24 protein-coding genes are annotated in these 25,190 nt (G+C 61.4%); 11 read left to right on the top strand and 13 right to left on the bottom strand.

Annotated features, from left to right (window positions below; all coding sequences use genetic code 11):
* Positions 1-33: 33 nt before the first annotated feature.
* The 7 genes from NKI70_RS03550 to pqqE all read left to right on the top strand — a co-directional run bounded on the left by NKI70_RS03550 (position 34) and on the right by pqqE (position 4,990).
* A complete protein-coding gene (locus NKI70_RS03550; protein WP_352622911.1) occupies positions 34-558 on the top strand; it encodes a c-type cytochrome, methanol metabolism-related in 525 nt (174 codons plus the stop codon).
* Between the two features lies 1 nt (position 559).
* On the top strand, positions 560-1,423 hold the full coding sequence (locus tag NKI70_RS03545) for a substrate-binding domain-containing protein (protein WP_352724277.1): 864 nt from the start codon (positions 560-562) through the stop codon (positions 1,421-1,423).
* Positions 1,424-1,551: 128 nt separating this feature from the next.
* Positions 1,552-1,689: a hypothetical protein gene (locus tag NKI70_RS03540; protein WP_352724276.1), complete on the top strand. Its 138-nt coding sequence runs from the start codon at positions 1,552-1,554 to the stop codon at positions 1,687-1,689.
* 196 nt (positions 1,690-1,885) lie between these two features.
* Positions 1,886-2,824, top strand: a complete 939-nt coding sequence (gene pqqB, locus NKI70_RS03535; RefSeq protein WP_352724275.1) for a pyrroloquinoline quinone biosynthesis protein PqqB — start codon at positions 1,886-1,888, stop codon at positions 2,822-2,824.
* Positions 2,821-3,579, top strand: coding sequence for a pyrroloquinoline-quinone synthase PqqC (gene pqqC / locus NKI70_RS03530; RefSeq protein ID WP_352724273.1), 759 nt, complete (start codon positions 2,821-2,823; stop codon positions 3,577-3,579). The genes pqqB and pqqC overlap by 4 nt, the downstream gene beginning before the upstream one ends.
* A complete protein-coding gene (gene pqqD, locus NKI70_RS03525) occupies positions 3,576-3,872 on the top strand; it encodes a pyrroloquinoline quinone biosynthesis peptide chaperone PqqD (protein WP_352578031.1) in 297 nt (98 codons plus the stop codon). The genes pqqC and pqqD overlap by 4 nt, the downstream gene beginning before the upstream one ends.
* Entirely contained in the window at positions 3,869-4,990 is a 1,122-nt protein-coding gene (gene pqqE, locus NKI70_RS03520) for a pyrroloquinoline quinone biosynthesis protein PqqE (protein WP_352724272.1), read from the top strand. Before pqqD ends, pqqE begins: the two co-directional genes overlap by 4 nt.
* 21 nt (positions 4,991-5,011) lie before the next feature.
* Here the strand turns inward: pqqE and fghA are convergent, their stop codons facing one another.
* From fghA to NKI70_RS03490, 6 genes are all read right to left on the bottom strand, one after another.
* Complete coding sequence (gene fghA, locus NKI70_RS03515; RefSeq protein ID WP_352450659.1) at positions 5,012-5,863, bottom strand: S-formylglutathione hydrolase; 852 nt, start codon at positions 5,861-5,863, stop codon at positions 5,012-5,014.
* A gap of 422 nt (positions 5,864-6,285) precedes the next feature.
* A complete protein-coding gene (locus tag NKI70_RS03510; RefSeq protein WP_352724271.1) occupies positions 6,286-6,504 on the bottom strand; it encodes a hypothetical protein in 219 nt (72 codons plus the stop codon).
* 227 nt (positions 6,505-6,731) lie between these two features.
* Positions 6,732-8,186 (bottom strand): aldehyde dehydrogenase family protein, encoded by a 1,455-nt coding sequence (locus NKI70_RS03505; RefSeq protein ID WP_352724269.1) that lies wholly within the window; start codon positions 8,184-8,186, stop codon positions 6,732-6,734.
* The gene (locus tag NKI70_RS03500; RefSeq protein WP_352724268.1) at positions 8,183-9,457 is read right to left on the bottom strand and encodes an NAD(P)/FAD-dependent oxidoreductase; all 1,275 of its coding nucleotides are present in this window, start codon (positions 9,455-9,457) and stop codon (positions 8,183-8,185) included. Before NKI70_RS03500 ends, NKI70_RS03505 begins: the two co-directional genes overlap by 4 nt.
* A 56-nt stretch (positions 9,458-9,513) precedes the next feature.
* On the bottom strand, positions 9,514-10,692 hold the full coding sequence (locus NKI70_RS03495; protein WP_352724267.1) for an alanine racemase: 1,179 nt from the start codon (positions 10,690-10,692) through the stop codon (positions 9,514-9,516).
* An 11-nt stretch (positions 10,693-10,703) separates the two neighbouring features.
* Positions 10,704-11,666 (bottom strand): GNAT family N-acetyltransferase, encoded by a 963-nt coding sequence (locus tag NKI70_RS03490; RefSeq protein ID WP_352724266.1) that lies wholly within the window; start codon positions 11,664-11,666, stop codon positions 10,704-10,706.
* Positions 11,667-11,795: 129 nt separating this feature from the next.
* Here NKI70_RS03490 and NKI70_RS03485 point away from each other — a divergent pair, with 129 nt between their 5' ends.
* Entirely contained in the window at positions 11,796-12,734 is a 939-nt protein-coding gene (locus tag NKI70_RS03485; RefSeq protein WP_352724314.1) for an ornithine cyclodeaminase family protein, read from the top strand.
* A 144-nt stretch (positions 12,735-12,878) separates the two neighbouring features.
* Here NKI70_RS03485 and NKI70_RS03480 read toward each other — a convergent pair whose 3' ends face one another.
* The 6 genes from NKI70_RS03480 to NKI70_RS03455 form a co-directional block, all read right to left on the bottom strand.
* Entirely contained in the window at positions 12,879-14,210 is a 1,332-nt protein-coding gene (locus tag NKI70_RS03480; RefSeq protein WP_502898911.1) for an NAD(P)/FAD-dependent oxidoreductase, read from the bottom strand.
* Positions 14,211-14,239: 29 nt separating this feature from the next.
* A complete protein-coding gene (locus tag NKI70_RS03475; RefSeq protein WP_023678809.1) occupies positions 14,240-15,118 on the bottom strand; it encodes an ABC transporter permease in 879 nt (292 codons plus the stop codon).
* 32 nt (positions 15,119-15,150) lie between these two features.
* Positions 15,151-16,101 (bottom strand): ABC transporter permease, encoded by a 951-nt coding sequence (locus NKI70_RS03470; protein ID WP_023678808.1) that lies wholly within the window; start codon positions 16,099-16,101, stop codon positions 15,151-15,153.
* Between the two features lie 84 nt (positions 16,102-16,185).
* Positions 16,186-17,856 (bottom strand): peptide ABC transporter substrate-binding protein, encoded by a 1,671-nt coding sequence (locus tag NKI70_RS03465; protein ID WP_352692449.1) that lies wholly within the window; start codon positions 17,854-17,856, stop codon positions 16,186-16,188.
* A 23-nt stretch (positions 17,857-17,879) separates the two neighbouring features.
* Positions 17,880-19,544 (bottom strand): ABC transporter ATP-binding protein, encoded by a 1,665-nt coding sequence (locus tag NKI70_RS03460; protein ID WP_352692448.1) that lies wholly within the window; start codon positions 19,542-19,544, stop codon positions 17,880-17,882.
* Between the two features lie 416 nt (positions 19,545-19,960).
* Positions 19,961-20,164: a hypothetical protein gene (locus NKI70_RS03455; RefSeq protein ID WP_352692447.1), complete on the bottom strand. Its 204-nt coding sequence runs from the start codon at positions 20,162-20,164 to the stop codon at positions 19,961-19,963.
* Positions 20,165-20,320: 156 nt separating this feature from the next.
* Between NKI70_RS03455 and NKI70_RS03450 the strand changes: the two genes are divergently transcribed.
* The 3 genes from NKI70_RS03450 (at position 20,321) to NKI70_RS03440 (ending at position 23,291) form a co-directional block, all read left to right on the top strand.
* Complete coding sequence (locus NKI70_RS03450; RefSeq protein WP_352724264.1) at positions 20,321-21,646, top strand: NAD(P)/FAD-dependent oxidoreductase; 1,326 nt, start codon at positions 20,321-20,323, stop codon at positions 21,644-21,646.
* An 84-nt stretch (positions 21,647-21,730) separates the two neighbouring features.
* The gene (locus tag NKI70_RS03445; protein ID WP_352692445.1) at positions 21,731-22,804 is read left to right on the top strand and encodes a tartrate dehydrogenase; all 1,074 of its coding nucleotides are present in this window, start codon (positions 21,731-21,733) and stop codon (positions 22,802-22,804) included.
* 10 nt (positions 22,805-22,814) lie between these two features.
* The gene (locus NKI70_RS03440; protein ID WP_023678802.1) at positions 22,815-23,291 is read left to right on the top strand and encodes an Lrp/AsnC family transcriptional regulator; all 477 of its coding nucleotides are present in this window, start codon (positions 22,815-22,817) and stop codon (positions 23,289-23,291) included.
* A gap of 309 nt (positions 23,292-23,600) precedes the next feature.
* On the opposite strand, the gene NKI70_RS03435 is transcribed toward NKI70_RS03440, so the two are convergent.
* Positions 23,601-24,977 carry an aspartate aminotransferase family protein gene (locus tag NKI70_RS03435; protein ID WP_352692444.1) on the bottom strand — a complete coding sequence of 459 codons (1,377 nt, stop codon included), beginning with the start codon at positions 24,975-24,977 and terminating at the stop codon, positions 23,601-23,603.
* Positions 24,978-25,190: the final 213 nt, after the last annotated feature.

Here is a 25,190-nt window from a genome sequence, read left to right as displayed (position 1 = left end):
CCAGTGTCCCTGGCAAATGAAGGAAGAGTCTGAATGATCGTTCGCATTGCAGTTTCCGCTCTCGCTCTGGTCCTGCTGCCTCTGGCCAGCTCAAGTCTGGCAAGGGCCGAAGACAGCATGGAAAAAGCCAAGGCGGTGAAGCAAGAAGGGGGCAAATATTTAGATGCGGACGGAAATCCGACCTACAAGATCGAAAACGGAACCGTCGATTGGTACACGTTCAGCGGGTACCGTCGGTATCACTCCGATTGCCATGTCTGTCACGGACAGGACGCAACAGGTTCGAGCTATGCGCCTGCCTTGGTCAATAGTCTGAAAACCATGGATTACGCCACGTTCCTGTCGATCGTCGCCGAGGGCCGCAAGAATGTCGGCGGCGGCAAGGAAAACGTCATGCCTGCCTTTGGCGACAACAAGAACGTCTATTGTTACCTGGACGATCTCTACGTCTATCTGCGCGCGCGCGCCGATGGCGCGGCACCCCGCGGCAGGCCGCCCAAGCACGAAAACAAGGCTCAGGCAGCCAAGGATGCCGAAGCATCCTGCATGGGTGGATGATATGACCGGCTGCACTGCATCGAAGCTGCGCGTCGTTCTGCCGATCCTCGGCGCGCTCGCCTTGCTGCCGTCGAACGTTCTGGCGCAAAATGCCGGGCTTGGCGCTGCGGGCGAACTGGTGGATCCCGACATTCTGCGCGTCTGCGCCGATCCCTCGAATATGCCCTTTACCGACAAGAACGGCCAAGGCTTCGAAAACAAGCTGGCTGAACTGGTTGCCAAGAAGACGGGGCGGAAATCAGTCGCTTACACGTGGTTTCCCACTGTCACCGGCTTTGTGCGCAACACGCTGGGGGCCAATCGATGCGACATCATCATGGGCTACGCCCAAGGCGATGAACTGGTACAGAACACCAACGCCTACTATCGCTCCGCCTATGTGCTCGTCTACCCGAAAGGCAACGGCATGGAAGGCGTCGAGACGATCGAAGATCCGAAACTTTCCGGCAAGAGAATCGGCGTCGTCGAAAGCACGCCGCCAACCGCCAACATGGCCGCCAACAAGCTTCTGCGGACCGCCAAGATCTACCCGCTGGCGGTGGATACGCGCGTCACCCCTTCCATGGGGGAGGTCATGATCAAGGACATGCTCGCCGGCAAGATCGACGCGGCGGTCCTGTGGGGGCCGATGGCAGGTTACTATGGCAGGGAACTCGGAGCCGATGTCACCATTGTTCCGCTGCTGAAGGAAAAAAAAGGCTCGCGCATGTCCTACCGCATCACCATGGGCGTACGTCCGTCCGACCAGGAATGGAAGCGGACGCTCAACCGGGTGATCAGGGAAAACCAGGCGGAGATCACCAAGCTCCTGCTGGGTTACAATGTGCCGCTGATCGACGAGCACGACAATCCGATTACGCAATAGTCGGGATGGGTCAGGAGGAGAACAAACCCACGCGATGAACAATTGAAGAGAAGACTACAGCTACTTTCGATAGTTTTGCTTTTCGGCCTTTCAAAACCTTGTGTTTCATTTGTCCATTTTGAAACGTGATGGACGAGCCATTGTTCGGTGCCCTGCAATGGTTGACTAACGACAGCATCGGCCCCTTCGGGCTGGTAAAAGAGGAGAAATGTTATGAAGAAGAGCTGGACAAAACCGACCATGTGTCAGGTTGCTGCGGGCTTTGAAATTTCGCGGTATCTGCCTGCTGAAATTACTCCCAAGAAGTAGGCCGCAGAGGTGCGTGTCCCTGGCAACAGGGGCACGCATCCCCTTGCCGCATGGGATTTTCGTGAAAGAGTTTGAGGCGCGCAAAGCGGGCGGGCCGTTTTTTGCGGCTGCAAATTGGCTGCTGGTCAGAGAAGCCGCGGGGCGGGCGTTTTCATGCGCTTGAGAATTATCGGATCGGCGGCCGGCGGCGGCTTTCCGCAATGGAATTGCAATTATCGTCTGAGCCGTGCGGCTCGCACCGGGGTGGCTGGCGTGCATTCACGAACCCAATCGAGTGTCGCCGCGTCGGCGGATGGGCTTGGCTGGGTTCTGTTCAACGCCTCGCCCGACATTCGCCAGCAGATCGCGGCAACGCCTGAATTGCAGCCCGCGCACGATGCGCCGCTGCGCTCGACACCTATTCGCGCGGTGGTGCTGACCAATGCCGATGTCGATCATGTGGCCGGCCTGCTCAGCCTGCGTGAGCGGCAGCCTTTCGCTATCTATGCAACGACACAGGTTCTGGCGACGCTGGAGGCGAATTCGATTTTCAATGTCCTCGATCCAGCGCTCGTGCCGCGACGCATCTTGCCGCCGGCGCAAGAACTGTCGATCTGCGATGCAGACGGCCACGACACCGGGGTGGCTGTCGAGAGTTTTCCCGTGCCCGGGAAGATAGCCCTCTATCTCGAAGAAAGAGGCCAGCCGGATGCCAATTTCAGCTCCGATGCCGGCGACACGATCGGCGTCCGTATCGCCGGTGCCGGCAGTCGCGGCTCCGTCTTCTACATCCCTGGCTGCGCCCGCATCGATGCGACCCTGCGCACACGTCTAGCCGATGCCGCATGCCTTCTGTTCGACGGCACGGTCTTCACCGACGACGAGATGATTGCTGCCGGCGTCGGCCAAAAGACCGGTGCGCGCATGGGACATCTGGCAATGTCGGGAGACGCGGGGTCGATCGCCGGCTTGGCCGATGTGAGGATCGGCCGCCGTGTCTTCGTCCACATCAACAACACCAATCCTGTTCTGGACGAGAATTCTGCCGAGCATGCAGCAGTCGAAGCGGCTGGCTGGGAAGTGGCCCGCGACGGGATGGAGATGGAATTTTGAGTGATTTCCACGACGCAGCCAGCAACGGCCTGTCCTCAAGCGAGCTCGAAGCCGTGCTGCGGCAGGTCGGTGCCGAGCGCTATCACAACCGCCATCCTTTCCATCACAGGATGACCAGCGGTGCGCTGTCGAGGACCGAGATGCAGGCCTGGGCGCTGAACCGCTATTGCTATCAGGCTGTCATTCCGCGCAAGGACGCCATGATCCTCGCGCATGCCGAGGATCCGGCGTTTCGCGCCGCCTGGCGCAAACGCATCGAGGATCATGACGGCGAAGACGGCTGGAGCGGCGGTATTGCGCGCTGGTTGCACCTGGCGACCTCGCTCGGTCTCGATGCCGACGCGGTGAAGAGCGAGAGGCTGGCCCTGCCGGCGACACGTTTTGCGGTTGGCGCTTACCTCTCCTTTTGTACGAACCGGACCCTGCTGGAGGCGGTCGCGTCGTCGCTGACCGAGATGTTCTCGCCGCTCATCATCGGCGAGCGGGTACCCGCGATGCTGGCCAGATACGATTATATCACCGAGGACACGCTGGCCTATTTCACCCGACGGCCCGAACAGGCCTCGCGCGACGCCGACTTCGCCCTCGCCTATGTGCTCGAACATGCCGACACGGCAGAACGCCAGCAGCAGGCGATCGATGCACTGGTGTTCAAATGCGATATACTCTGGGCCATGCTCGACGCGCTTCAACACGCCTATGGCGAGCCGGGCAATATCCCGCCCGGCGCCTTCCGTCCTGAGGCAGCCCAATGATGGCACTGCGCGAAAGAGCCATGGTGTCGCTGCAGTCGGTTCCATCGCTGCCGAAGCACGTGCGCATACAGTATGACCCCGTGCGCCAGGCGTTCGCCGTGCTGTCGCCCGAAAAGGTGTTCTGGCCAAACGAGATCAGCCTCGACATATTGCGCCGCTGCGACGGACGGTCCACGGTCGGCCACATCATTGCCGGCCTTGCCGCAGATTATGATGCCGAACAGGAGGCTGTGGCGGCCGATGTCGTCGCCTTCCTGCAGGAATGGTCTGACAAGCTGCTGGTGAAGCTATGAGCGAGCCCCCTCTCCCCCCGATCGGCATGCTGGCGGAACTGACGCATCGCTGCCCGCTGCAATGCCCCTATTGCTCCAATCCGCTCGAATTGCTGAAGGCCAATCGCGAACTCGACACGCAGAGCTGGCTCGACCTATTCTCGCAGGCCGCCGATCTTGGCGTTCTCCAGGTGCATCTGTCCGGCGGTGAACCGACGCTGCGTCGCGATCTCGAGCAATTGATCGCCGGGCTTTCGGCGCGCGGCGTCTACACCAACCTGATCACCGCCGGTGTCGGCATTGCGGATGGCCGCATCGAGGCATTTGCCGAAGCCGGGCTCGACCATCTGCAACTGAGCTTTCAAGGTGCACGGCCGGCGACCACCGAGCGCATCGGCAATCACAGGGGCAGCCACGAAAAGAAGCTGGAAACGGCACTCCGCGCTCGCGCGGCCGGCTTGCCGCTTACCATCAACGCGCCGATCCATCGCCACAATATCGAGGAGGTACCGGAATTCATCGATCTTGCCCTTTCGCTGGGTGCGGAGCGTCTCGAGATCGCCAACGTGCAGTACGCCGGCTGGGCGCTGACCAATCGCGATCAACTGATGCCCGAGCGTGCTGCCGTCGACCGGCAGGCGGAGATCGTCGCGGCGGCGCGCGAACGGCTCACCGGCATCATGAACATCGATTTCGTCACGCCGGATTATTTCGCCATCTATCCCAAGCCGTGCATGGGCGGCTGGGCGCGCGACGCCTTCATGGTGGCGCCAGACGGCACCGTACTGCCATGCCATGCCGCCCAGACCATACCGTCGCTCGGCTTCGAGCGTTTTGGATCACGCAGCCTGGCCGCGATCTGGACCGATTCCCCGGCATTTAATGCCTTTCGAGGCACGGACTGGATGCAGGAGCCCTGCCGCAACTGTGAGCGGCGCGAGATCGACTGGGGCGGCTGTCGCTGCCAGGCGATAGCAATCGCCGGCGATGCCGCCGCGACGGACCCGGCTTGCGCGAAATCGCCGATCCATGCGCGCATGGCAATGCTGATCGACGAGGCCCAGCGCGCTGCGACGGTTCCTTCGAAGGACGAACCATTCGTCTACCGGCGCATCGGCGTCGTCACCGAGCCCGCCTGACTGCCGACCTATTCCTACGGCCTACCCTCGTGAAAGCCGTTCGGCATGCCACGTCATATGGTCATGCATGAATGTCGAAATGAAAAAATAGGAGTGATCGTATTCGTCCTGCATCCGCAATTTCAACGGAATGCCTGCCTTGGAGCAGGCGTCTTCGAGCAGCCAAGGCCTGAGGCCCTCCTGGAGGAAACCGTCTGACGTTCCCTGATCGACCAGGAATTCCGGGAAACGGTGTCCATCCTCGATGAGCGAAGTGGCATCGTAGCGCCGCCACGAGGCCTCATCCAGGCCGAGATATTTTTCGAAAGCCGGCTTCGACCAGCCGGCTGTGCTTGGCTGCACGATCGGCGCAAAGGCCGAGCAACTTCTGAAACGCGCGGGATTGTTCAGTGCGATCGTCAGCGCGCCATGCCCGCCCATCGAATGGCCGAAGATCGACTGGCGCGCCATATCGGCGGGAAATTCGCGCCCGATCACGGCTGGCAGCTCCTCGACGATATAGGAATACATGCGATAGTTCTTGGCATACGGCTCTTGCGTCGCGTCGAGGTAGAAACCGGCGCCGCTGCCGAACTGCCAATTGTCCTTTTCATCCGGAATGTCGGCACCACGCGGGCTGGTGTCGGGACAGACAACGATCAAGCCAAGTTCGGCGGCAATACGTCTGTATTCGCCTTTTTCCATTACATTCGCATGGGTGCAGCTGAGTCCGGAGAGGTACCACACCACGGGGCAACGGCTTTCCCGTGCCTGCGGAGGCACGAAAATGGCAAACGTCATTTCGCACGAGCAGCTCGTCGAGAGATGAGAGTAAACATGCTGGGCGCCGCCATGCGACTTGGCAGTCGAGACGAGTTTCGGGTGCTCTGGCATATATTCTTCTCCACCAATTTTAACCGCCGACCGTAGGCTCTACGACATCAAGGGTGATCGCGGCAACCTTGGTGGGCCGGCTGGCGCGCGGGGCTCTTGATCGGAGCCGGGATGGCCTGCCGTCGCCGACCGTCTTGGCGCAGCAAGGCGCGAGAGGCCACTCGCTGGCGCACCGTTGCCCAGCAAGCCATACGGGCCAGGCTGGGCGACTGTTGGCGATGCTGGCTATAACAAGGACGCAGTCACTGCGCAGGCATCGGCGATGCTTCCGGAACGCCGAACTCTGCGCAAATGCACTTGCCATGGCTTTCAGTGGCGACAGCCGCTTCGACGCGGCTATGGCGGACGAGCACGCACGCGTCATCGCGTGGGCTCGCAGCAAGCGCGCCAGGGTACCGAGCAAGAACTGGTGGAACCGACGGCTATTCCCGACCGTCGAAAGCCACGGACAGGCCCAGGGCAGTTGCTGCCTCGACGCTCGCCTCGGTTAGCTCTTCGTCGGATGCGACCAGATATGGGGCGGCTTGCCATGCTGCGTTTAATGTCGCTGTGATCGAGATGGTGTCACCACGATCCTCCCTATTGAGGACTGCGCCGATTGCTTGCTCTACTACCGGACTGACCCTTTTCACCTTACTCATCCACCCTCCCCATACGTACAGACTCGGCCGGCTGGACCGCGACGGCCAAACATCTCTAATTCCGACGGCATTCTAGATCGACTAAGCCTCCCTACCGGGCCTCGACCGGGTTTCTCAGCAGATGGCCCGCACGCTGCGGAGGGCAATTGCCAGGTTCGTATGTGAGCCCGGTCCAGGAGCTCGGCTCGGCCCACGGGCGCGCCCCCTGCGCTGGGCGAAGATGTCGCCTAGAAATAGCCGAGGATGGATTTTACCTCGAGATACTCCAACATGCCCTCGATTCCATATTCGCGTCCGTTTCCGGACTGCTTGAAACCGCCAAACGGGGCGTGCGGATCCCAGGCCGGGTAGTTGAGATGCACCTGACCGGAGCGGATCCGCGAGGCCACGTCCCTGACGGCGTCCACATCCTGGCCCTGCACATGAGCCCCCAGACCGTAGACCGTGTCGTTGGCGATGGTGACGGCCTCCTCGATTGTGTCGTAGGGGATGATGCAGAGAACTGGCCCGAAGACCTCTTCCTGGGCAATACGCATGGTTGTGCGCACGTCGGAAAAGATGGTCGGCCTCACATAGAACCCGACGTTCAGCTCGTGCGCACGGCCCGGTCCGCCGGTGAGGAGCCTGGCGCCCTCAGAAATGCCGACGCCGATCATGGTTTGGATGCGGTCGAATTGGGCACGGTTTGCGATTGCACCATGAGTTGTGGCTTCGCAAAGCGGATCGCCAATGACGATCTGGGCTGCTGCCCTTTTGGCGATTGCCTCGATCTCGGAGAGCAGCGAGCGTGGCACGATCATGCGCGTCGGGGCGCTGCATGACTGGCCGAGATTGCGGAAGGCGGCGGCTACGCCCAGAAAAACGGCGCGATCGAGATCTGCGTCCGGCAGGATCACGTTCGGCGACTTGCCGCCCAGCTCCTGCGCGACACGCTTGACCGTGGTCGCCGCCGCCTGGGCCACAGCAATGCCCGCGCGGGTGGACCCGGTAATGGAGATCATGTCGACATCCGGATGGGAGGCGAGACCCATACCCACGCCTGGACCATCACCTTGCAGGAGGTTGAAAACCCCAGCAGGGAAGCCGGCTTCCTCGATTGCCTCGGCGAATAGCAGGGCGTCCAAGGGAGAAAGCTCACTCGGCTTCAGCACGATCGTGCAGCCTGCAGCGAGCGCCGGCGAAACCTTGGCGGTGATCTGGTAAAGTGGCCAGTTCCACGGAGTGATCAAGGCGCAGACACCGATCGGTTCGTGGGTGACGGCGGTTTGCCCCCGTTGCTTGACGAAGCGAAAGTCTGTCAGCACATCGCGAGCGACCTTAACATGCGTGATCGCCAGCGGCACCTGGGCGCTGCGCGCATAGCCGATCGCCGCGCCCATTTCGAGGCTCAGGCATTGAGCCAGCAGTTCGCCGCGCGCCTCGAGCAGCGCTCGCAGGCGATCGAGCAGACCCGCGCGGTCTTCTGGCGTGGTCCGACTCCAGGTGGCGAATGCCCGGCGAGCCGCTGCAACGGCCGCGTCAACGTCCTCGCCATTTCCAAGCGGAAACTGGCTCACAACCTCTTCTGTGGCGGGATTGACGACGACGCCCGTCGCGGTGCCGCTCGGCTCAACCCATTGACCGTCGATGAAGAACTTGTCCAGGTGGCCGTTGCGGGCCAGGCGTTCGAGGGGCGTCATCACCCTACAAGGTCCTTCATGCGGTAATAGGCGCCGAGAATCGGCAGGAACCAGGGGCGCCCGAAATAACCGGGGATCGCTGGCCAGTCGAAATCCTTCCAGGGATTGAGCTCGGGGTGCCCGTCCATGACGTCGGCCATGATGGTGCCCATCAACGTCGACATTTGGGTCCCGTGTCCGCTATAGCCCATCGAGTAATAGATGCCATCGCGCTCTCCGGCGCGCGGCAGGCGATCGCCGGTCATATCGACCATGCCGCCCCAGCAGTAGTCGATGCGGGTGCCGGCCAGTTCCGGAAAGACCTCGACCATCGCCGCCTTGAGTATCCGGCCGCTTTTTTCGTCGGATTGAGGGTTGGACACGGCAAAGCGCGCCCTCCCGCCGAACAAAAGGCGATTGTCCGGCGTGAGCCGCCAGTAGACAACGAGATTGCGCGTGTCGACGACCATGCGCCCAGTCGGCATGAGACGCCTAAGGTGGTCGGGCGACAGCGGCTCGGTCACGATCAGAAATGCGCCGACCGGGATCATGCGCCGGCGGATCCAGCCGAGCGGGCCAACCTGGGAAATGCCGCTTGCCAACAGGACCTGCCGCGCGACGATCTTGCCCTTTGGCGTCGTTACCTCATGCCCGCCTGAAACCTTGCGCATCGCCATGACGGGCGAGCGTTCATGGACCTCTGCGCCACGCCGGGCAGCGGCGGTCGCGAGGCCCCGGACGAACCGGCCGACATGCATGCCCGCGCTCTTGGGAAAGAGCAGCCCGCCATGGTAGCGGTTGGTGCCGACTTCGGTTCGCAGGTCCTCGCGCGCGATCATCCTGGTGTCGGGATCGACATTGGCAGCCAGTAGTTCCTGGCTGCGCGCCAGCATGTCGTAGTGCTCGGGCTTGGCGGCAAGCTTGAGCTTGCCGACGCGGGAGAAGCTGCAGTCGATCTTCTCTTCCTGCACCAGCCGCTCGACCATATCGACGCCGGCGTCAAAAGCCTTGTAGAGCGCATTTGCGGCCGGCTTGCCGTGCTTGCCAGCCATGATTGCATAGTTCTGGGCAAAGCCGTTGTTGCACATGCCGCCATTGCGGCCGGACGCGGCATTGCCGATCGTTTCGGCCTCCAACAGGGCAACCCGGGCGCCCTTTTTGGCAAGGGCCAGCGCGGCGGAGGAGCCGGTCAAGCCGCCGCCCACAATCGCCACGTCGTAGTGGCCTTCGAGCGGTTTGGACGACCCTTCATTGAACGGCTGAGACGTATCCAGCCAGTAAGAGGTAAACATCATTTTCTTGACCACCAGTGTTGATTTGAGTGGGGCGACATCCGAGCGTAGTCGCGCGCCTACCAGCCGCGCATCCGCTCCCAACGCGCTTCAATCGTGGGGCTGTCCCCGTTGACAACGCTGTAGAAATCATGCTGGGCGGCCATCGCACACGCATGGTTGGGCAGAATGCGGACCCGAGTCCCGAGCGGCAACTCGGGCATGGACTTTCCAGAGCCGGCACGAATGGCGAGAATACCGTGTTCCTGGCTGGCCTGGGCCACGATCACATCTTCAAGCACCCGCCCCTTTTCGTCGCAGACTACGCCGTAACCCCGGTCGATCTGCTGGTTTGCGGTTCCCCGGTCGCGCGAAAGCGCCATCCACCCTGCATCGACCAGCACCCATCCCTTTTCCGGCTTGGACCCGATCACCGTGGCCAATACGGAAATCGCGATATCGTCGAGTTCGCACACCCCAACGCCGTGCTGGACCAGGTCGAAGAACATGTAGACCCCGGCGCGCAGCTCCGTGACCCCCTCAAGATTGCTGGCGAAATGCGCTGTCGGCGTCGAGCCGACGCTGACGATCGGGCAGGCATGGCCATGGGCGCGCAGGATTTCAGCGGCGCGCACCGTGGCTGAACGCTCGTTCTCGCCTGCCTTGACCAGCGCATCGGGCGTGTTCAAGCCATAGGATTCGCCTGCATGGGCGAGAACGCCGACGAGTTTGGCACTGGCCGCAACGACACTGCCGGCCACGTCGAGCAACTTCGGGTCGTCCGGCCTCAAGCCACCGCGATGGTCATCGCAGTCCAGTTCGATGAAAACAGATGGGGTCATACCGGTGGCTTCGCGGACGCTGGCCAGGGCATCGGCCTGCCCGACCGAATCGAGCAACAGCTTCACATCAGCGCCGGTGCGGCGACAAAGCTCCATGGCCCGCTTGGCCGAGGCCGGCGAGATGCCGACCGCGTAGGTCATGTCTCGAAAGCCATGGCCCGCGAAATACTCCGCCTCGGCGATGGTAGAGACCGCGATCGGACCGCGTTCGCGATGGAACGCGTATCGGGCGACATCGATGCTCTTGGCCGTCTTCATATGCGGGCGCAGCACCACGCCAAGCTTCCTGGCGCGCTCAGCCAGACCCTTGATGTTGTGCTCGAGCCGGCCACGGTCGAGAAGCAGCGTCGGGGTGACCAAGGCGTCGATCGTCCTAGCCGTCTCGCTCACCGCCAGGCTTGCCGCCATCTTATTCATAGTCTCGTTTCCTAAGTGAACGACTGGTTTGCCAACGCATACATATGGGCTGGCTCCTCGGCGACGGGTCGTTGTCCTTTGACCATGGCGGTCGCAGTGCCGGACCGCTGCAGGCCAAGGCTCGCAAGCCAGTCGCCCAATCCATCCTCGGCATAGACGTCGATGCGAACGAATTGATTGTGAAGCTTCGAAAGCTGGGCCAGGATCAGAAGCCGCGCGTCGTGGTCGCTCTCGGCTGCACAAGGGCCGACGACATAGCCGCGACCAAACCTCCTCGCGACAGCGTAGCCTGCAATCCGTCCCCTGCGCTCAATGACCAATGCGTTGCCCACATCGGCGAGCGCAGCCACCATCGGCAGCCGGGGCATGCCCGTGGCCCGTTCGTCGAAGGCCTGGATTGCCGCGAGGTCAGAGGCTGTCGCTTGACGGATGTCGTCGCGGGTACTCCGCGTCACGGCGACAGCCAGCGAGCCCTGGTGCTGAAGCACCGTGCCCCAGCCAGTGAAGCCGCGTCGCTTGTAGAGCGCCAGCCCCTCTTCGGTTGAGTTGAGCAGCAGGTTGCGACCGTGTGTCGCCTCAAGCAATCCATCAAAGAGCCGGGCGCCGTTGCCACCGCCTTGCGCGGAGACAGTAACTATGATCATCCCGACCGAGGCATAGGACTGTCCGTAATTCCAGGACATGGCCGTGCCAATCACCTGTCCTGCCCGCTCAAGGACCAGGCCATTGCCGACCATCAGGGCAAATTCCCAATCCTCCTGACAGTAGGGCCAGGCCATCTCCTGCGACAGCTTCAGTGCGCCCGGCAAATGGCGGGTTTCCAATTTCATCAGCTCGATCGGGGCGCTGACGATATCTCTGTCATGCTCAAAGGCCATAAGGTGCAACGCTGTCAGTTGATCCAGAGTCGGATTGAAGTCGGATCTTAGAGTCGCGCCCGGCGGACAGATTTCGCTGCTGTTTTGCGCCTTCAAATCAGCGGTATTATTCGTTTTATGCAGTTCCTCGGCATGCCAAATCGTGCAAATCGGGCGAGGAATACCTGGCACCTTGAATCGCCGCTTCGTGGTTGCCCGATCGGCGATGCCCAGGAGGAATTTTGGATGATCTACATCAGCGAAGAGGAGTCAGCCGCCCTCGTCACGCATGAACTTGCTTTCGAGGCGGCGCGCGAGGCTCTCGTGGCGGCAGCATCGCGGCAGAGCTGGGTCTTTCCGGCCGTTCTCGGGCGCACACAGGAGGTGACCAATACCTTCTCAATCAAATCCGGTTCGTCGGGCGAGCTGACCGGCGTGAAAATTGGCTCCTTCTGGTCGGGCAACTCGGCACGTGGCCTTCCCCGCCACAACTCGACCATCGTGCTGCTCGATCAGCATACAGGTCGGCTCGGCGCCGTAGTCGAGGCCGGGAAGGTCAACGCCTACAGGACGGCCGCCGCCGACGCGGTTGCGGCCGATCTTCTTGCGCGCAAGCAAGCCAAGGTTCTGGCGATCTTCGGGGCCGGCAACCAGGCGAGCTTCGAAGTGATGGCACTGGCACGCATCCGCCCAATCGAAACCGTGCTGGTCGTGGCCCGGCCTTCGCCGCGGCGCGACGCCTTTGTCGATCAGATCGGCGAAAGGGGACTGAAGGCGCGCGCTGCCGTGCCGGAAGAAGCCGTGCGCACGGCCGACATCGTGGTGACGGCGACACCCGCACGCGAACCGCTGTTCGATGCCGCTTGGGTGGGACCCGGAACCCATATCGTCAGCATCGGGTCGGATGCTCCGGGTAAACGCGAATTGCCGAGCGAATTATTTCCCAAGGCACGTCTGTTTTGTGATCTGCTTTCCCAGTCCGTCCAGATCGGCGAGTTCCAATACGTGCGCGACGAGATCGACGTCGGCGTGCTTGTGGTAACACAAATCGGCGACGTTATTGAAAGGCGTGCGCTCGGACGCCGCTTCGACAATGAGATCACGGTCTTCGACAGTTCCGGCATCTCCCTGCAGGACCTCTACATGGCCGACGCGCTGATCCGCGCAAAGGCGTCCCACCGCTGATCAGTTTCGCACCAGGCCCCAGTCCCGACGGATTTTTCGACACTCTCCGGCAACAAGGTGACCCCGCGCGATCCTGCAGTCGTGTCAGCGGCGGGCGCGCCAAAGGGTTGCCCGCATGAACCACGGATCGCCCCCGATCGGCGACTAGCGTCTGGCGCGCCAGAAGGCGAGACGGTCCTGCAACCGATAGCCCTGGATAATCGCCGGCATGAACCACGGATTGCCACGATAGAGCGGGACGGCCGAAGGCGGTCGAAAGTCGAACGCAGTGCGCGACTGCTCGCCATGCCCCATCAACTTGTGGGCCGCACGCATGCCAATCCATGGCGCCCAGACCACGCCCGAACCGCAGAAGCCAGTTGCATAGACCACGCCGTCCTTCTCGAAGATGCGGGGCAGCATGTCTCGGTTCATCGCCACATTGCCGAACCAGCAATGCGAAAGGCGCACGTTCTCCAACTCCGGGAAAAGGTTCACCAGGCCCTTGCGAAGGAGAAGTTTCGGCGCCGCCGGATCGCCGACGCGGGAACTGTCACGGCCCCCCAGCAGGATACGTTTTCCGTCGGGCGAGGGACGATAATAGAAACCGAGTTGCCGGTTCTCGGTGATCGTCATCAGCTTCGGCATCAGTCGCGCCATGACATCGGGCGCAAGTTCTTCGGTGACGATGATCCGGCTGCGGACCGGAACCAGGCGGCGGCGCAGGAAGGGAGCGGCGCCGTCGGTATAGCCGTTGGTACAGACCAGAACCTGCCGTGCATCCACCGTCCCTGCCGAAGTCGCGACGCGGAACCCCGAACCGTTCCTCTCGATCGACTTGACCACTGTATGCGAATGGACCGTCAACCCGGATGCGAGCGCCACCCGCAGGAGCTCAGCATGGAATTTTGCGGGGTGCAGCCCGCCAATGTCCATCCGAACGGTTCCGCCGCGGTAGAAGTCGGTGCCGATATAATTTCGCTGCTCGGCATGCGGAACCGCGTAGGACTCGATTCCCAGTTTCTTCGCCAGCGTCTCGGCGCCGCGCGCCATCTTCTCATACTGTTCATATCCGAATGCGCCTTTGAATTGGCCAACCAGTCGGAAGTCGCAGTCGAGCCCTTCGGTCTTGATGAAGTCGTAGAGGAATTCGCGTGCGACCTTGCCCTCGGCCTCGATCGCCAAGGCCTTCTCTTCACCGAAGCGCCGGGTGATCGTGGCATGGTCCGGCCGGATGGTCCCGCTCGTAATCCCGCCGTTGCGCGTGGAAGCACCCTCGCCCGGATTCATCGCATCAAAAGCGGCGACCGAGCGTCCCTCGCGCGCCAGCGCAAGCCCGGCCGAAAGCCCGGCATAACCGGCGCCGATAATTGCCACGTCAAGGTTCTTTGCGACTGGCTGCCGCGGCAGCGGCATGACGGGCGCTGCTTCCCACCAGTAGGGTGTGTTCTTGTCGGCGATATGAGGCTCTTGCACGTGGCTGACTTCTCGCTGCATTGCAGGGGTAATCTACGGTCGGTGAAACTTCAGATGTGGTCGTCTCGGACGTCGAGCGCATCACGCAGCCCGTCACCGATGAAATTGAAACTGGTTACCGCGATGGTGATTGCAGCTCCGGGAATGATTGCCAGCCAAGGTGCGCTGCCCAGATATTGCTGGGCGCCATTGAGCATGTTGCCCCAGCTGGGCAGTGGCGGCTGGATCCCGTAGCCGAGGAAACTGATGTAGGCTTCCATGAGAATGGCGCGCGCGACCGTCAAGGTGGAAGCGACGATAATCGGCCCCATGGCGTTGGGCAGTATCTCGCGGAACATGATGTGGGTGCCGCTCAATCCCAGCATTCGCCCGGCTAGGACGAACTCGCGTTCGCGTAACGAGCGGACTTCCGCTTCGACTATGCGGGCAACCTCCATCCAACTGGTGAGGGCGATAATGACGGTGATCATCACAGGACTGGGCTTCAGTGCGGCAGCCAGCGCCAGCAGCAGAAAGATCGATGGGAATGACAGGAATCCATCGACCGTGCGCATCAGCGTGGCCCCGACCCAGCCGCCGCGATAGCCGGCAATTACGCCGACCAGGGTGCCGATGAGTGTCGACAAAACCATGGCAAAGAAACCCACCAGCAGCGAGATTCGTCCCGCCATCAAAAGCCTTGCCGCCACGTCGCGGCCAAGCGGATCGGTACCTAGAAAGTGGTAGCCCGTCAGCGGAGGGGCAAAGCGGGCCCGCAGATCGATATACAGTGAGTCATAAGGCAGGAGATGGGGGCCGAGGACGCAAGCGAGGCTCAGGAAGATGATCATCGCCAACCCGAGCAGCGCCAAGCGATGACGCATGAAACGACGTGCCGCGCGGTTGTTTCTCCATCGGCTTGGAGCTGCATTTGCGGTGAAAGCGGTCATATCGGCTGTCTCCTGTCGGGGAAGTTGCGCGCTCAAGCCAGACGAATGCGCGGATCGACAATAGCGACGACAATGTCGGCGATCAGGTTTCCAAGCAGAACGAGGATGGCGGAGAACATCAGCAGCCCCATCACAACCGGATAGTCGCTGTAACCAAGGCTATCGAGGAACAACCGTCCCATTCCTGGCCAGGTAAAGACGGTTTCGGTCACGAGCGCGCCAGTGAGGACACTGGGAAGCTGCATCCCGGCCAGGGTAATCATCGGCAAAAGTGCGTTGCCGACGACATGCTTCATCAGAATCCGGCGTTCACTCAACCCCTTGGCCCGAGCCGTCTTGACGAAGTCCTGGCTAATGGCGTCGAGAGTGGCCGTCCGCATGTAGCGGCTCCAGATCGCGACATGGACCAGCGACAGCACGATACTTGGCAGGATCAGATGGTGGAGGTAGCCCAGGATTGAGGCGTCGCCGATCTCGGACATATTACCCGCAGGCAGCCAACCCAACTTCAGGGAAAAGACGTAGATGCCGACGAGTCCGAACCAGAAGGTGGGGACCGACAACGCAACCATGGCCCCGACAGTTGCAAGATAATCGAACAGCGAGTAGCGGCGCGTGGCGCCTCGGATTCCAATCCAGGCGCCAATGGAGATCGCAATTGCGGTTGAGGACCCCATCAGCAGCAGCGTGGCAAAGAGATGGCTGCCGATCACCTCCAATACCGGCGCTCCGTCGCGGAAGGAGTGACCCCAGTCGCCCCGCACCAGCCGCCATGCCCAGTCCAGATATTGGATCCATATGGGTCGATCGAGGCCCAGCAGCCCCTTGAGACGCTCGATATCCTGCTGGGTCATTCCGGGATCGAGCCCGAATTGCGCCAGCGGGCCGCCGGGAAGGAGGTTCAGAATGCCGAAGCCGATGATCGAAACGATCACAAGCAGCACCAGGCTCTGCGAGAGGCGATTGAGCAGGAAGCCGCGCATTCGAGTCCCTCCATTGTGGGTTGATGATTTTAGTCTGTTGCCGCCGCTGCGGCGGAATCGGCGGGGCGGCGGCAACTGCGTGGATTAGGCCTTCCACTGCCAGGCTGCGGCATCCCACGACGCGGTGCGGGTGTTGGCGTTGGGCTCGAAGCCGTCCAACCCTTTCTTGCGCCCGAGGACGATTGTGTACGCGAACAGCGGCAGGAAGGGCAGATCATGGCGCACCACTTCCTGCACGCGATTATAGATCCCGCGTCGTTCTTCCGGATCGAAGCTGCGAGCGCCCTTTTCGAGCAGGGCATCGACCTCAGGGTTGGAATATTGCCCGGTGTTCGAACCGTGTCCGCCTTGAGCGGCGATTGCCTTCGTATGGAGCCGGTTTGTGGCGTCGGGGTCCGCGGCAATCAGATAGGTGACGCCCACCATGGCGGTGTCGAATTGCGATTTCAGCCAGAACTCGCCCCACATGACTGCAGCCGGCAAATTCGAGATCGTCATCTCGACGCCGATCTCGGCAAACGTCTGCTGCAGGAACTGCTGCGTCTGCTCGCGGAGGTTGTTGCCAGAAGTTGTCGAGTTCGAGAAGGACAGTCGCACCCCATCCTTGGCGCGGATTCCATCCGGCCCCGGCACCCAGCCGGCCTCATCAAGGATTTGGCGCGCCCGGTCCAGATTGAACTCCTGAACCGGCAGGTTCGGGTCGTAGTAGTAGGACTCCTTCGGCATGAAGGTCTCGGTGAGAGTGCCCACGCCGTAATAGATCGTGTCGACGATCGCTTTCCTATCCAAGGCGGCGTAGAGCGCCTGGCGCACTGCCAACTCCTTGAACTGCGGGCGGCCCAAATTGAGGTAGATCGACTCCAGGGATGACCCGGTCTCAAGTGTCACCACGCGGTCTGCTAGTTCGCGGGCTTCAGTATAATGGTCGGCGGTGATGTACGACTGATCGACAAGGTCCACGTCGCCGCTCTTGAATTGCGTGTAGAGCACTGTCATGTCGGGGATGTATTTGAAGATGAGCTGCTCGACATAGGGGCCTTCGCCCGCGTACTCAGGATTGGCGACGAGCTCGATGTGATCACCTGCGACGCGCTCGCTCCATTTAAATGCGCCGGTGCCGACCGGCGCCTGGTTGAACGCGGCTGTATTCGGATCGGCCTCTTTCTCCAGAATGTGCTTGGGCACGATGAACGTTTCGGCCAAGAACGAAAGATAGGGCGCAAAAGCCTCCTTCATCCGCCATGTGATCTCGGTGGGCGAAACCACTGTGATGTCCTGCACGAGCGAATGGCCGCTCGTGCGCCAAGCGCGAAACTTCGGGTTCGTGATGAGTTCAAGGGTGAATTTCACGTCCTCGGCCGTGAAGGGCTCACCGTCGTGCCAGCGGGCATTGTCACGCAACCGAATGCGCCAGTTGAGACCGTCCTCCGAAATGCCGCCGTTCTTTTGGCTTGGCACCTCGGCTGCGAGGTTTGGATGTAGGCCACCTTGGGGATCCATGCGGACCAGCGCGTCGAAAACCGAGAAATGGACCGCGTCATCGACTTCGATATGCGCCATCAGCGGATTGAACACGGTCGGCTCTTGGGAGAGGCCGACGATGACGCGACCGGCCGGGCCTGCAGGAGGGGTCTTGGCGAAGGCGGGCTTGCCCAAGAGATTGGGCGCGATGAGGCCTGCAGCCCCACCTATCGCCATCAGTCGCAGCGCTTCGCGCCTCGAGTAGTTGGACGTAGTCGATGAATTTTTGGTCATGGTAGTTCCTCTCTTGTTATTGCTTATGCGTTTGCTGCTACTGAACGGGCATTGCCCGGCCGCTCTCCTGGAATTGCCGCTACCAGTTGGCGCGTGTAGGCTGCTTGCGGGTTCAGGAATATTTGCGAGGGCGGTCCGCGCTCGACGATCCGGCCCTTCTGCATCACCGCGATTTCGTCGCAGATCTGGCTGGCGACGCGCAGGTCGTGCGTGATGAAGACCATCGACACGCCCGTCTCGCGCTGGATCTGGTCCAGAAGCTGCAGGATCTGCGCCTGGATCGACACGTCGAGTGCGGAGACCGCCTCGTCGGCAATCAACAGCTTCGGCTTGAACATCAGCGCACGAGCGATGCCGATGCGCTGGCGTTGCCCACCCGAGAACTCGTGCGGGTAGCGGCCAAAAGCGCCGGCATCGAGACCGACATGGGCCAGAAGCGCACGCGCTTCATCGCGCGCTTGGACATAAGGCATCCCGTGTGCCATCGGGCCTACCGTCATGATGTGACCGACCGTCGAGCGTGGGTTCAGAGAAGCGAAGGGATCCTGGAAGATCATCTGGATCCGCGGTCGAAGCGGGCGGAACTTCGCTTCGGAAAGCCTGGCTATGTCACAGCCCTCGAACAAGATCCCGCCGCCGTCATTGTCCAGCAGCTTGATCAGCAGCCGGCCCAGCGAGGATTTCCCCGAACCGCTCTCGCCTACGACCCCAAGCGTGCGGCCGGGCGCCAGTTCGAACGAAACCTCGTTGACCGCTGTCACAACTCGTTGCGCGCCGAACAGCGCGCTGCCGCCGCGATAGGTCTTCACCAGACCCTCAACCTTCAGGATCGGCTCCTTGCTGGCAGCCTCCGGACGAGGGCGATCTTCGCCGGTCAAATGCGGTACGGCTGCAATCAGGCGCTGGGTATAAGGGTGCTTGGGCGACTTCAGCACCTGCTCGGCGCTGCCCTGTTCGACGACATGGCCCTTTTCCATCACCACGACGCTGTCGGCGATCTCGGCCACCACGCCGAAATCGTGGGTGATGAACATCACGCTCATGCCCTTGCGCCGCTGAATGTCACGGATCAGTTGCAGGATCTGAGCCTGGGTGGTGACGTCGAGCGCGGTGGTTGGTTCATCCGCAATCAGCACCGTCGGCTCGAGCGCCAGGGCCATGGCGATCATGACGCGCTGCCGCTGCCCGCCCGAAAGCCGGAAAGGGTACTGGTAATACATGAGTTCGGGATCTGGCAGGCCTACTTCAGTGAGCAGTTCGATTGCGCGGCTTCGACAGGTTTGTGGCGTGCCGAAGCCATGCGCTGCCATGACCTCGTCAATCTGCGCGCCCACCGTCATCAGGGGATTGAGCGCCGAGAGCGGGTCCTGAAAGATCATCGACACGACCCGTCCACGCAGGTTGCGCAGCTTGTCTGGCGACATGCCGACGATGTTCATCCCCTCCAGCTGGATTATTCCCGATGAGAGGCGGATCACCTTGGGCAGTAGCCCCATGATCGCGTTCGCCGTGACCGACTTACCCGATCCGGACTCGCCTATGATGCAGAGTATCTGGCCGCGTTTCAGATCGAAGGAAATATCTTTGACAGCATGGGTCCGTTCCATGCCTTGCGGCAAATTCACCGTGAGGTCGCGCACCGAAAGCGCCACATCGTGGGGGGCTACAGCCTGGATGCTTGCGACCATCGAGATCACCTCCCCTTTCAACCGAGCGCGTCCACCCTGTTGCGGACCGCTTCATCGCCCTTTGAGCAGAAGCGCCTCACCGTAGCGGCCGTAGTCTGGCCTTCTCGGCGCTTCGCGCGCTGAGTCTGCGAGAGACGGGTTCTGCTCATCCTGGCGGTTCCCTTATGAAATCCGGTCCGTGTACCGGACTCTGTTCCCTTTTTTCTTGGAGAACTCTCCGAAGGGGCAAGCCCTGCCTGTCGGATGTCCTCTGGAGCCTGCCTACCATAAGGAAGGGTTGCTCCGTTCTTCCAGCCAGTTTGACTGTTCTGTTTCCGCAGAGTCTTCGAAACTTGGCCCTCGCGCGGCAGGAACTTCTGAAAAGAACATCCAGTTCGGCATTTCACTCTGTTCCCGTTTCGGCGCGGAAACCGGGATCAGGCAACCATATCCTTCATCCGGCAATACGCGCCCAAGAGGGATAGGACCAAGGCTTTCCGGTGTACATCGGCACATGTGCAGGCCATGCCGCCGAGCGGATTGGTGACCGTGCGGCCCATCACAATGTCGGCCAAGGCGCTGCCGATCAAGGTCGACAACTGCGCCGTGTGCCGCCCATACCGCAGATGACGCGACTGCATGAAGTGTACTCCTGCTTGGCTCGCAGCGAGCTTTTCGCGCAATAATTGCCTGTCCTGGAGGCTGCTAAACGCAGGAAATTCCGTCCAGGCACAAACTCCGCAGCCTGCCTCTGCGGGCGGCAGGTTAGGATGCTTCAAATTACCGGAGTCCCATCCATGCCCGCGCCGCTCATGCACATCGACTGCAGCCCTTCCCTCCCTCGCGAGGCGGACGTCGTCGTTATCGGCGGCGGCGTGGTGGGCGTGTTCAGCGCATACTATCTGGCGCGCCGCGGCCTCAAGGTCGCCCTGGTCGAGAAGGGGCGCATCGCGGCCGAGCAGTCCAGCCGCAACTGGGGCTGGTGCCGCCAGCAGAACCGCGATGCGCGCGAGCTGCCGATGGCGACCAAGAGTCTCGACCTCTGGGACAAGGTGGCACAGGAGACCGGCCAAGACACCGGCTTGCGCCGCTGCGGGCTCCTCTATCTCTCACAAGACGAAAATGAGCTGGCAGGCTGGGCGAAGTGGCGCGATTTTGCGAGAACGGTCGGGATCACCACGCACATGCTGAGCGCGGAAGAAGCCACCGAACGGGGCAAAGCGACGGGCCGCAAATGGAAAGGTGGCGTGTTCTCGCCAACTGACGGAACGGCGGACCCTTCCAAGGCAGTGCCGGTTGCGGCGCGCGGCATCATGGCGGCGGGCGGCACCGTACATCAGCATTGCGCGGCGCGCGGGCTGGAATTGAGCGCCGGCCGGGTGAGCGCTGTGGTGACCGAAGCGGGCACCATCCATACAAAGACTGTTGTCATGGCCGGGGGCGCGTGGGCTTCTTCCTTCTGCAACCAGCTTGGTGTGCGTTTCCCGCAAGCTGCCGTGCGTTCGTCCATTCTGGCCGTGGCACCCGGCGCAAACAGCCTGCCGGATGCCCTGCATACCACGCGCGTCTCTCTGACGCGGCGCAGCAACGGTGGATACGCGCTGGCGATCAGCGGGCGGGCGCGTGTCGATCCAACGCTGCAGCAGTTCAGGTTCAGCCGCGAGTTTGTACCTATGTTCGCCCGCCGCTGGCGCAATCTCGCCCCGGGCGCCTTCGAGGGCTGGCGTCAAGGCCATGAAAGCCTGCGCAAATGGGCCCTCGACGACATCACGCCAATGGAACGGAACCGCATTCTCGACCCGAAGCCCGACATGGGACAGATTCGGCTGACATATCGAAGAGCCTGCGAATTGATCCCCGAACTCCAACGCGTCGCGATCTCCGATGTATGGGCGGGTTATATCGACAGTACACCCGATGGCATTCCCGCAGTCGGCGAAGTGGAGGGGATTCCGGGCTTCATCCTGGCGGCGGGATTCAGCGGTCACGGCTTCGGGATCGGCCCCGGCGCGGGGCATATGATCGCCGACATCATTACAGGCAGCGAGCCTATCGTCGATCCGCGTCCTTATAGGCCCGAGCGCCTGAAGACTGCTGCGTGGGGCAAGGTCGCTGAATTCTGAGAAGACCGTCTTGCCAACATACAATCGATCGCACACGAGATTGAGGTCACGAGGCGGCCAGCACCAAAAAACAGGGAAGTGACGATGCGCGAATATGAGATTGCCGCCATTCCTGCCGACGGGATCGGCCCAGAGGTGATTGCCGCAGGTCTCCAGGCGCTTGAGGTGCTGCAGCAGCGCTGCGGCGACTTCAAGCTCCGCGTCCGGCACTTCGACTGGGGCTCAGACTATTACAAGGCCCATGGTCGGATGATGCCCGAAGATGGGGTGGCGCAACTGAAGCGCTTCGACGCCATCTTCTTTGGCGCGGTCGGCGCTCCCGACCTGCCCGACGATATCACGCTCTGGGGCCTCCGGCTGCCGATTTGCCAAGGCTTTGATCAATACGCGAACGTGCGGCCGACAAGAATATTGCCCGGGATTGTTTCGCCGCTGGCGGGCGTTGGCCCTGGCGATCTGGATTGGGTGATCGTGCGGGAGAATTCCGAGGGTGAGTATTCGGGCCACGGCGGCCGCGCCCATCGCGGACTCCCCGAGGAGGTCGGAACCGAGGTCGCGATCTTCACGCGCGTCGGCGTCACCCGCATCATGCGCTATGCATTCCGGCTGGCGCAGTCACGGCCACGAAAGCTCCTGACAGTTGTTACGAAATCCAACGCGCAGCGTCACGGCATGGTAATGTGGGACGAAATCGCAGCCGAGGTGGCGCGGGAATTCCCGGACGTCGCGTGGGACAAGATGCTAGTCGATGCTATGACAGTGCGTATGACGTTGAAACCTCGGAGCCTCGATACGATCGTCGCCACCAATCTTCACGCCGACATATTGTCGGACCTTGCAGGCGCGCTCGCGGGCAGTCTCGGCGTTGCACCGACCGCCAACATTGATCCCGAGCGGCGCTATCCCTCGATGTTCGAGCCAATTCACGGCTCGGCATTCGACATCGCCGGCAAAGGTATTGCCAACCCGGTCGCCACCTTCTGGACCGCTGCCCAGATGCTCGAACATCTGGGCGAGAGCGCAGCGGCCGTGCGGTTGATGAGCGCTGTGGAAGCGGTGACGAGTGAAGGCGTGCTGACGCCGGACGTAGGAGGGACAGCGACCACGCAGGAGGTGACGGACGCCGTCTGTCGGGCGATCCGCGGTTCGAACGTCTGACAGGTTTCCAATGAAGCTCGACAGGATCGACATCAAGATCTTATCCCAACTGCAAAAGAACGGGCGGGTCACGAATGTCGAGCTTGCCGACCTGGTCAACCTTTCGCCGAGCCCTTGCCTGATGCGGGTGAAGAAGCTTCAGGCGGAAGGCTTCATCACCGGCTATTCCGCCCAGATCGATGTGTCCAAGCTCGGACAGACTCTAACGATCTTCACCGAAGTCACGCTCAAGCACCATCAACAGAACGACTTCGCGAGATTTCTCACCGCAATTCAGAAAGTCGATTCTGTCATCGAATGCCATCTGGTTTCAGGCGGCTACGACTATCTTGTGAAGTTTGTCACAGCGGGCATCAGCGAGTACCAGACGATCATGGAGCGCATGATCGAATTGGATATCGGAATCGACAAATATTTCAGCTTCGTCGTGCTGAAGTCACCGATCGTGAAATCCCATTTGCCTCTCGACATCATTTTCGACAAATGAGAAAGCTGCTCCGCAGTCTTGGACCTGGAGAGCCGCGCGCCAGCGTTCCCTCTTGCTGTTTTCGCTGCGCTTGTGCAACGGCAAGCGATTCCACATACCGGCAAATGCTTGGCACTTGGCAGACGGCGGCATCACCTGAGGATTTGTTTCGGGGCCGCTAAAGCGCGTCGCGTTCGACCGGCCTCATGCGACGCGCTTTAGGTTCTTGTTTTGATGCATGTCGTTATCGCAAAACCGCTGCACACTTTTGCGCGACATGCATTAGGCGTCTACCGCATTTGACCGAGGTCGCTTCGGCGATGGCAATGATCATCCCTGCATCGCTGACCGCACGTCCTTGTCTTCGAGCGTTTGATCCAGCGTCATTCGGGTACGTTCGAGGATTCCATCAATATCGTCCTCGGTGCAGCAGAGCGGCGGCGCAAAGCCGAGGATGCCGCTGTTGAAGGCGCGGATGACAAGGCCGTTCGCCCACGCGCGCTCGAAGATGCGGCGCCCCGGATCGGCCGCCACCGGCAGCGGCGTCTTGCGTGCCTTGTCGGTGACCAACTCGATTGCTGCCAGCATGCCGCGACCGCGAATGTCGCCCACCAGCGGGTGGTCGGCGAGCGAGCGAAGGCCTTGCATCAGGCGCTTGCCCGCCTTCCGCCCATTCTCGAGCAAGCCATCTTCATAAAGACGCAGGCATTCGAGCCCGACCGCCGCGCTAACGGGATGGGCCGAATAAGTATAGCCATGGCCGACAGCCGCTTTGCCGGCTCCGTCCGCGATCGTATTGTACACCTGGGCCGACATAAAAACGGCGCCCATCGGCACGTAGCCCGAGGTCAGTCCCTTCGCCGTGGTCATGAAATCCGGCACGACCTCGTCTTCCTCACACGCGAAGAGCGGGCCGGTACGGCCAAAGGCAGTGATGACTTCGTCGGCAACGAACAGAATGTCGTGTTCCTTGCACACGGCGTGCAGAGCCTTCAGCCAACCTGTCGGTGGAACGAGGACACCGCCCGAACCCTGGATGGGTTCGGCGTAGAAGGCCGCAACGCGGCCCGCGCCGAGTTCCGCGATTTTGGCCCGCAGCGCCGCGACCGATGCAGCGATGATCGCCTGCGGGTCGGAACCGACCGGATTGCGATAGGCGTAGTGCGAAGGAATTTTGTGCTGCCAGTCGTAAGGCACGCCGAAACCCGCGTGGAAAGCCGGGATCGCGGTCAGACCTGACCCTGCCGTCGAGGATCCATGGTAGCCATACTCGACCGAGATGAACTGGTCCTTTTGCGGCGTAGCCTTGGCATGGTAGTAATAGCGAATGAAGCGGATCGTACTGTCGACTGCGTCGGAGCCGCCAAGCGTGAAATAGACATGGTTCAAATCGCCGGGCGCCAGTTCGGCAAGCCTGGCAGCAAGGCGAATGGCAGGCTCGGACCCCAGTCCGAAATATCCCGTCGCATAGGGAAGCTCTCTTAGCTGCTTTGCTGCTGCTTCAACGACGCTTTCCTGGCCGTATCCGATGTTGACACACCATAGACCGGCGAATCCGTCCAGCAAGGTTTTCCCGCTTGCATCGGTCACGGTTGCGCCTTTGGCGGATTTGAGCACCCGCACGCCCGTCTCCTCGTGGCTCCGATAGCATGAAAACGGGTGAACCAGATGTGCGCGATCGAGTTCGATCAGTGAGTTTGCCAGCATTTCTTCCTCCGATTCAGCGCAGTGCCTGACTGACGAGAGCATAAGTCCGGTGTGGTGTGGTTTCGTCCTTCAGCTCGTTTTCCAGCATGATCTGCTGCGCGGTCATGGTTCATTCCGGGCCTGAATTCTCTAAGTCCAAGATAGGCTGCCGCGGGCAGCAGTTCCTCCCGACCAGAACCTGAGCGATAGGCGTTTTGACTTTCCTTTGCCGCT

It is taken from the genome of Mesorhizobium sp. M0500 (assembly GCF_040321165.1).
In the GTDB taxonomy this organism is placed as follows: domain Bacteria; phylum Pseudomonadota; class Alphaproteobacteria; order Rhizobiales; family Rhizobiaceae; genus Mesorhizobium.
Note: the sequence above shows the minus strand (reverse complement) of the source record. Positions and strands in the feature narration are given on the sequence as shown.

Coding starts and splice junctions, on each gene's coding strand:
- NKI70_RS03550 (WP_352622911.1), top strand. CDS start 34: ATGATCGTTCGCATTGCAGTTTCCGCTCTCGCTCTGGTCCTGCTGCCT.
- NKI70_RS03545 (WP_352724277.1), top strand. CDS start 560: ATGACCGGCTGCACTGCATCGAAGCTGCGCGTCGTTCTGCCGATCCTC.
- NKI70_RS03540 (WP_352724276.1), top strand. CDS start 1,552: ATGGACGAGCCATTGTTCGGTGCCCTGCAATGGTTGACTAACGACAGC.
- pqqB (WP_352724275.1), top strand. CDS start 1,886: ATGCGCTTGAGAATTATCGGATCGGCGGCCGGCGGCGGCTTTCCGCAA.
- pqqD (WP_352578031.1), top strand. CDS start 3,576: ATGATGGCACTGCGCGAAAGAGCCATGGTGTCGCTGCAGTCGGTTCCA.
- pqqE (WP_352724272.1), top strand. CDS start 3,869: ATGAGCGAGCCCCCTCTCCCCCCGATCGGCATGCTGGCGGAACTGACG.
- fghA (WP_352450659.1), bottom strand. CDS start 5,863: ATGCCAGAGCACCCGAAACTCGTCTCGACTGCCAAGTCGCATGGCGGC.
- NKI70_RS03510 (WP_352724271.1), bottom strand. CDS start 6,504: ATGAGTAAGGTGAAAAGGGTCAGTCCGGTAGTAGAGCAAGCAATCGGC.
- NKI70_RS03500 (WP_352724268.1), bottom strand. CDS start 9,457: ATGATGTTTACCTCTTACTGGCTGGATACGTCTCAGCCGTTCAATGAA.
- NKI70_RS03495 (WP_352724267.1), bottom strand. CDS start 10,692: ATGAATAAGATGGCGGCAAGCCTGGCGGTGAGCGAGACGGCTAGGACG.
- NKI70_RS03485 (WP_352724314.1), top strand. CDS start 11,796: ATGATCTACATCAGCGAAGAGGAGTCAGCCGCCCTCGTCACGCATGAA.
- NKI70_RS03480 (WP_502898911.1), bottom strand. CDS start 14,210: ATGCAGCGAGAAGTCAGCCACGTGCAAGAGCCTCATATCGCCGACAAG.
- NKI70_RS03475 (WP_023678809.1), bottom strand. CDS start 15,118: ATGACCGCTTTCACCGCAAATGCAGCTCCAAGCCGATGGAGAAACAAC.
- NKI70_RS03470 (WP_023678808.1), bottom strand. CDS start 16,101: ATGCGCGGCTTCCTGCTCAATCGCCTCTCGCAGAGCCTGGTGCTGCTT.
- NKI70_RS03465 (WP_352692449.1), bottom strand. CDS start 17,856: ATGACCAAAAATTCATCGACTACGTCCAACTACTCGAGGCGCGAAGCG.
- NKI70_RS03460 (WP_352692448.1), bottom strand. CDS start 19,544: ATGGTCGCAAGCATCCAGGCTGTAGCCCCCCACGATGTGGCGCTTTCG.
- NKI70_RS03455 (WP_352692447.1), bottom strand. CDS start 20,164: ATGCAGTCGCGTCATCTGCGGTATGGGCGGCACACGGCGCAGTTGTCG.
- NKI70_RS03450 (WP_352724264.1), top strand. CDS start 20,321: ATGCCCGCGCCGCTCATGCACATCGACTGCAGCCCTTCCCTCCCTCGC.
- NKI70_RS03445 (WP_352692445.1), top strand. CDS start 21,731: ATGCGCGAATATGAGATTGCCGCCATTCCTGCCGACGGGATCGGCCCA.
- NKI70_RS03440 (WP_023678802.1), top strand. CDS start 22,815: ATGAAGCTCGACAGGATCGACATCAAGATCTTATCCCAACTGCAAAAG.
- NKI70_RS03435 (WP_352692444.1), bottom strand. CDS start 24,977: ATGCTGGCAAACTCACTGATCGAACTCGATCGCGCACATCTGGTTCAC.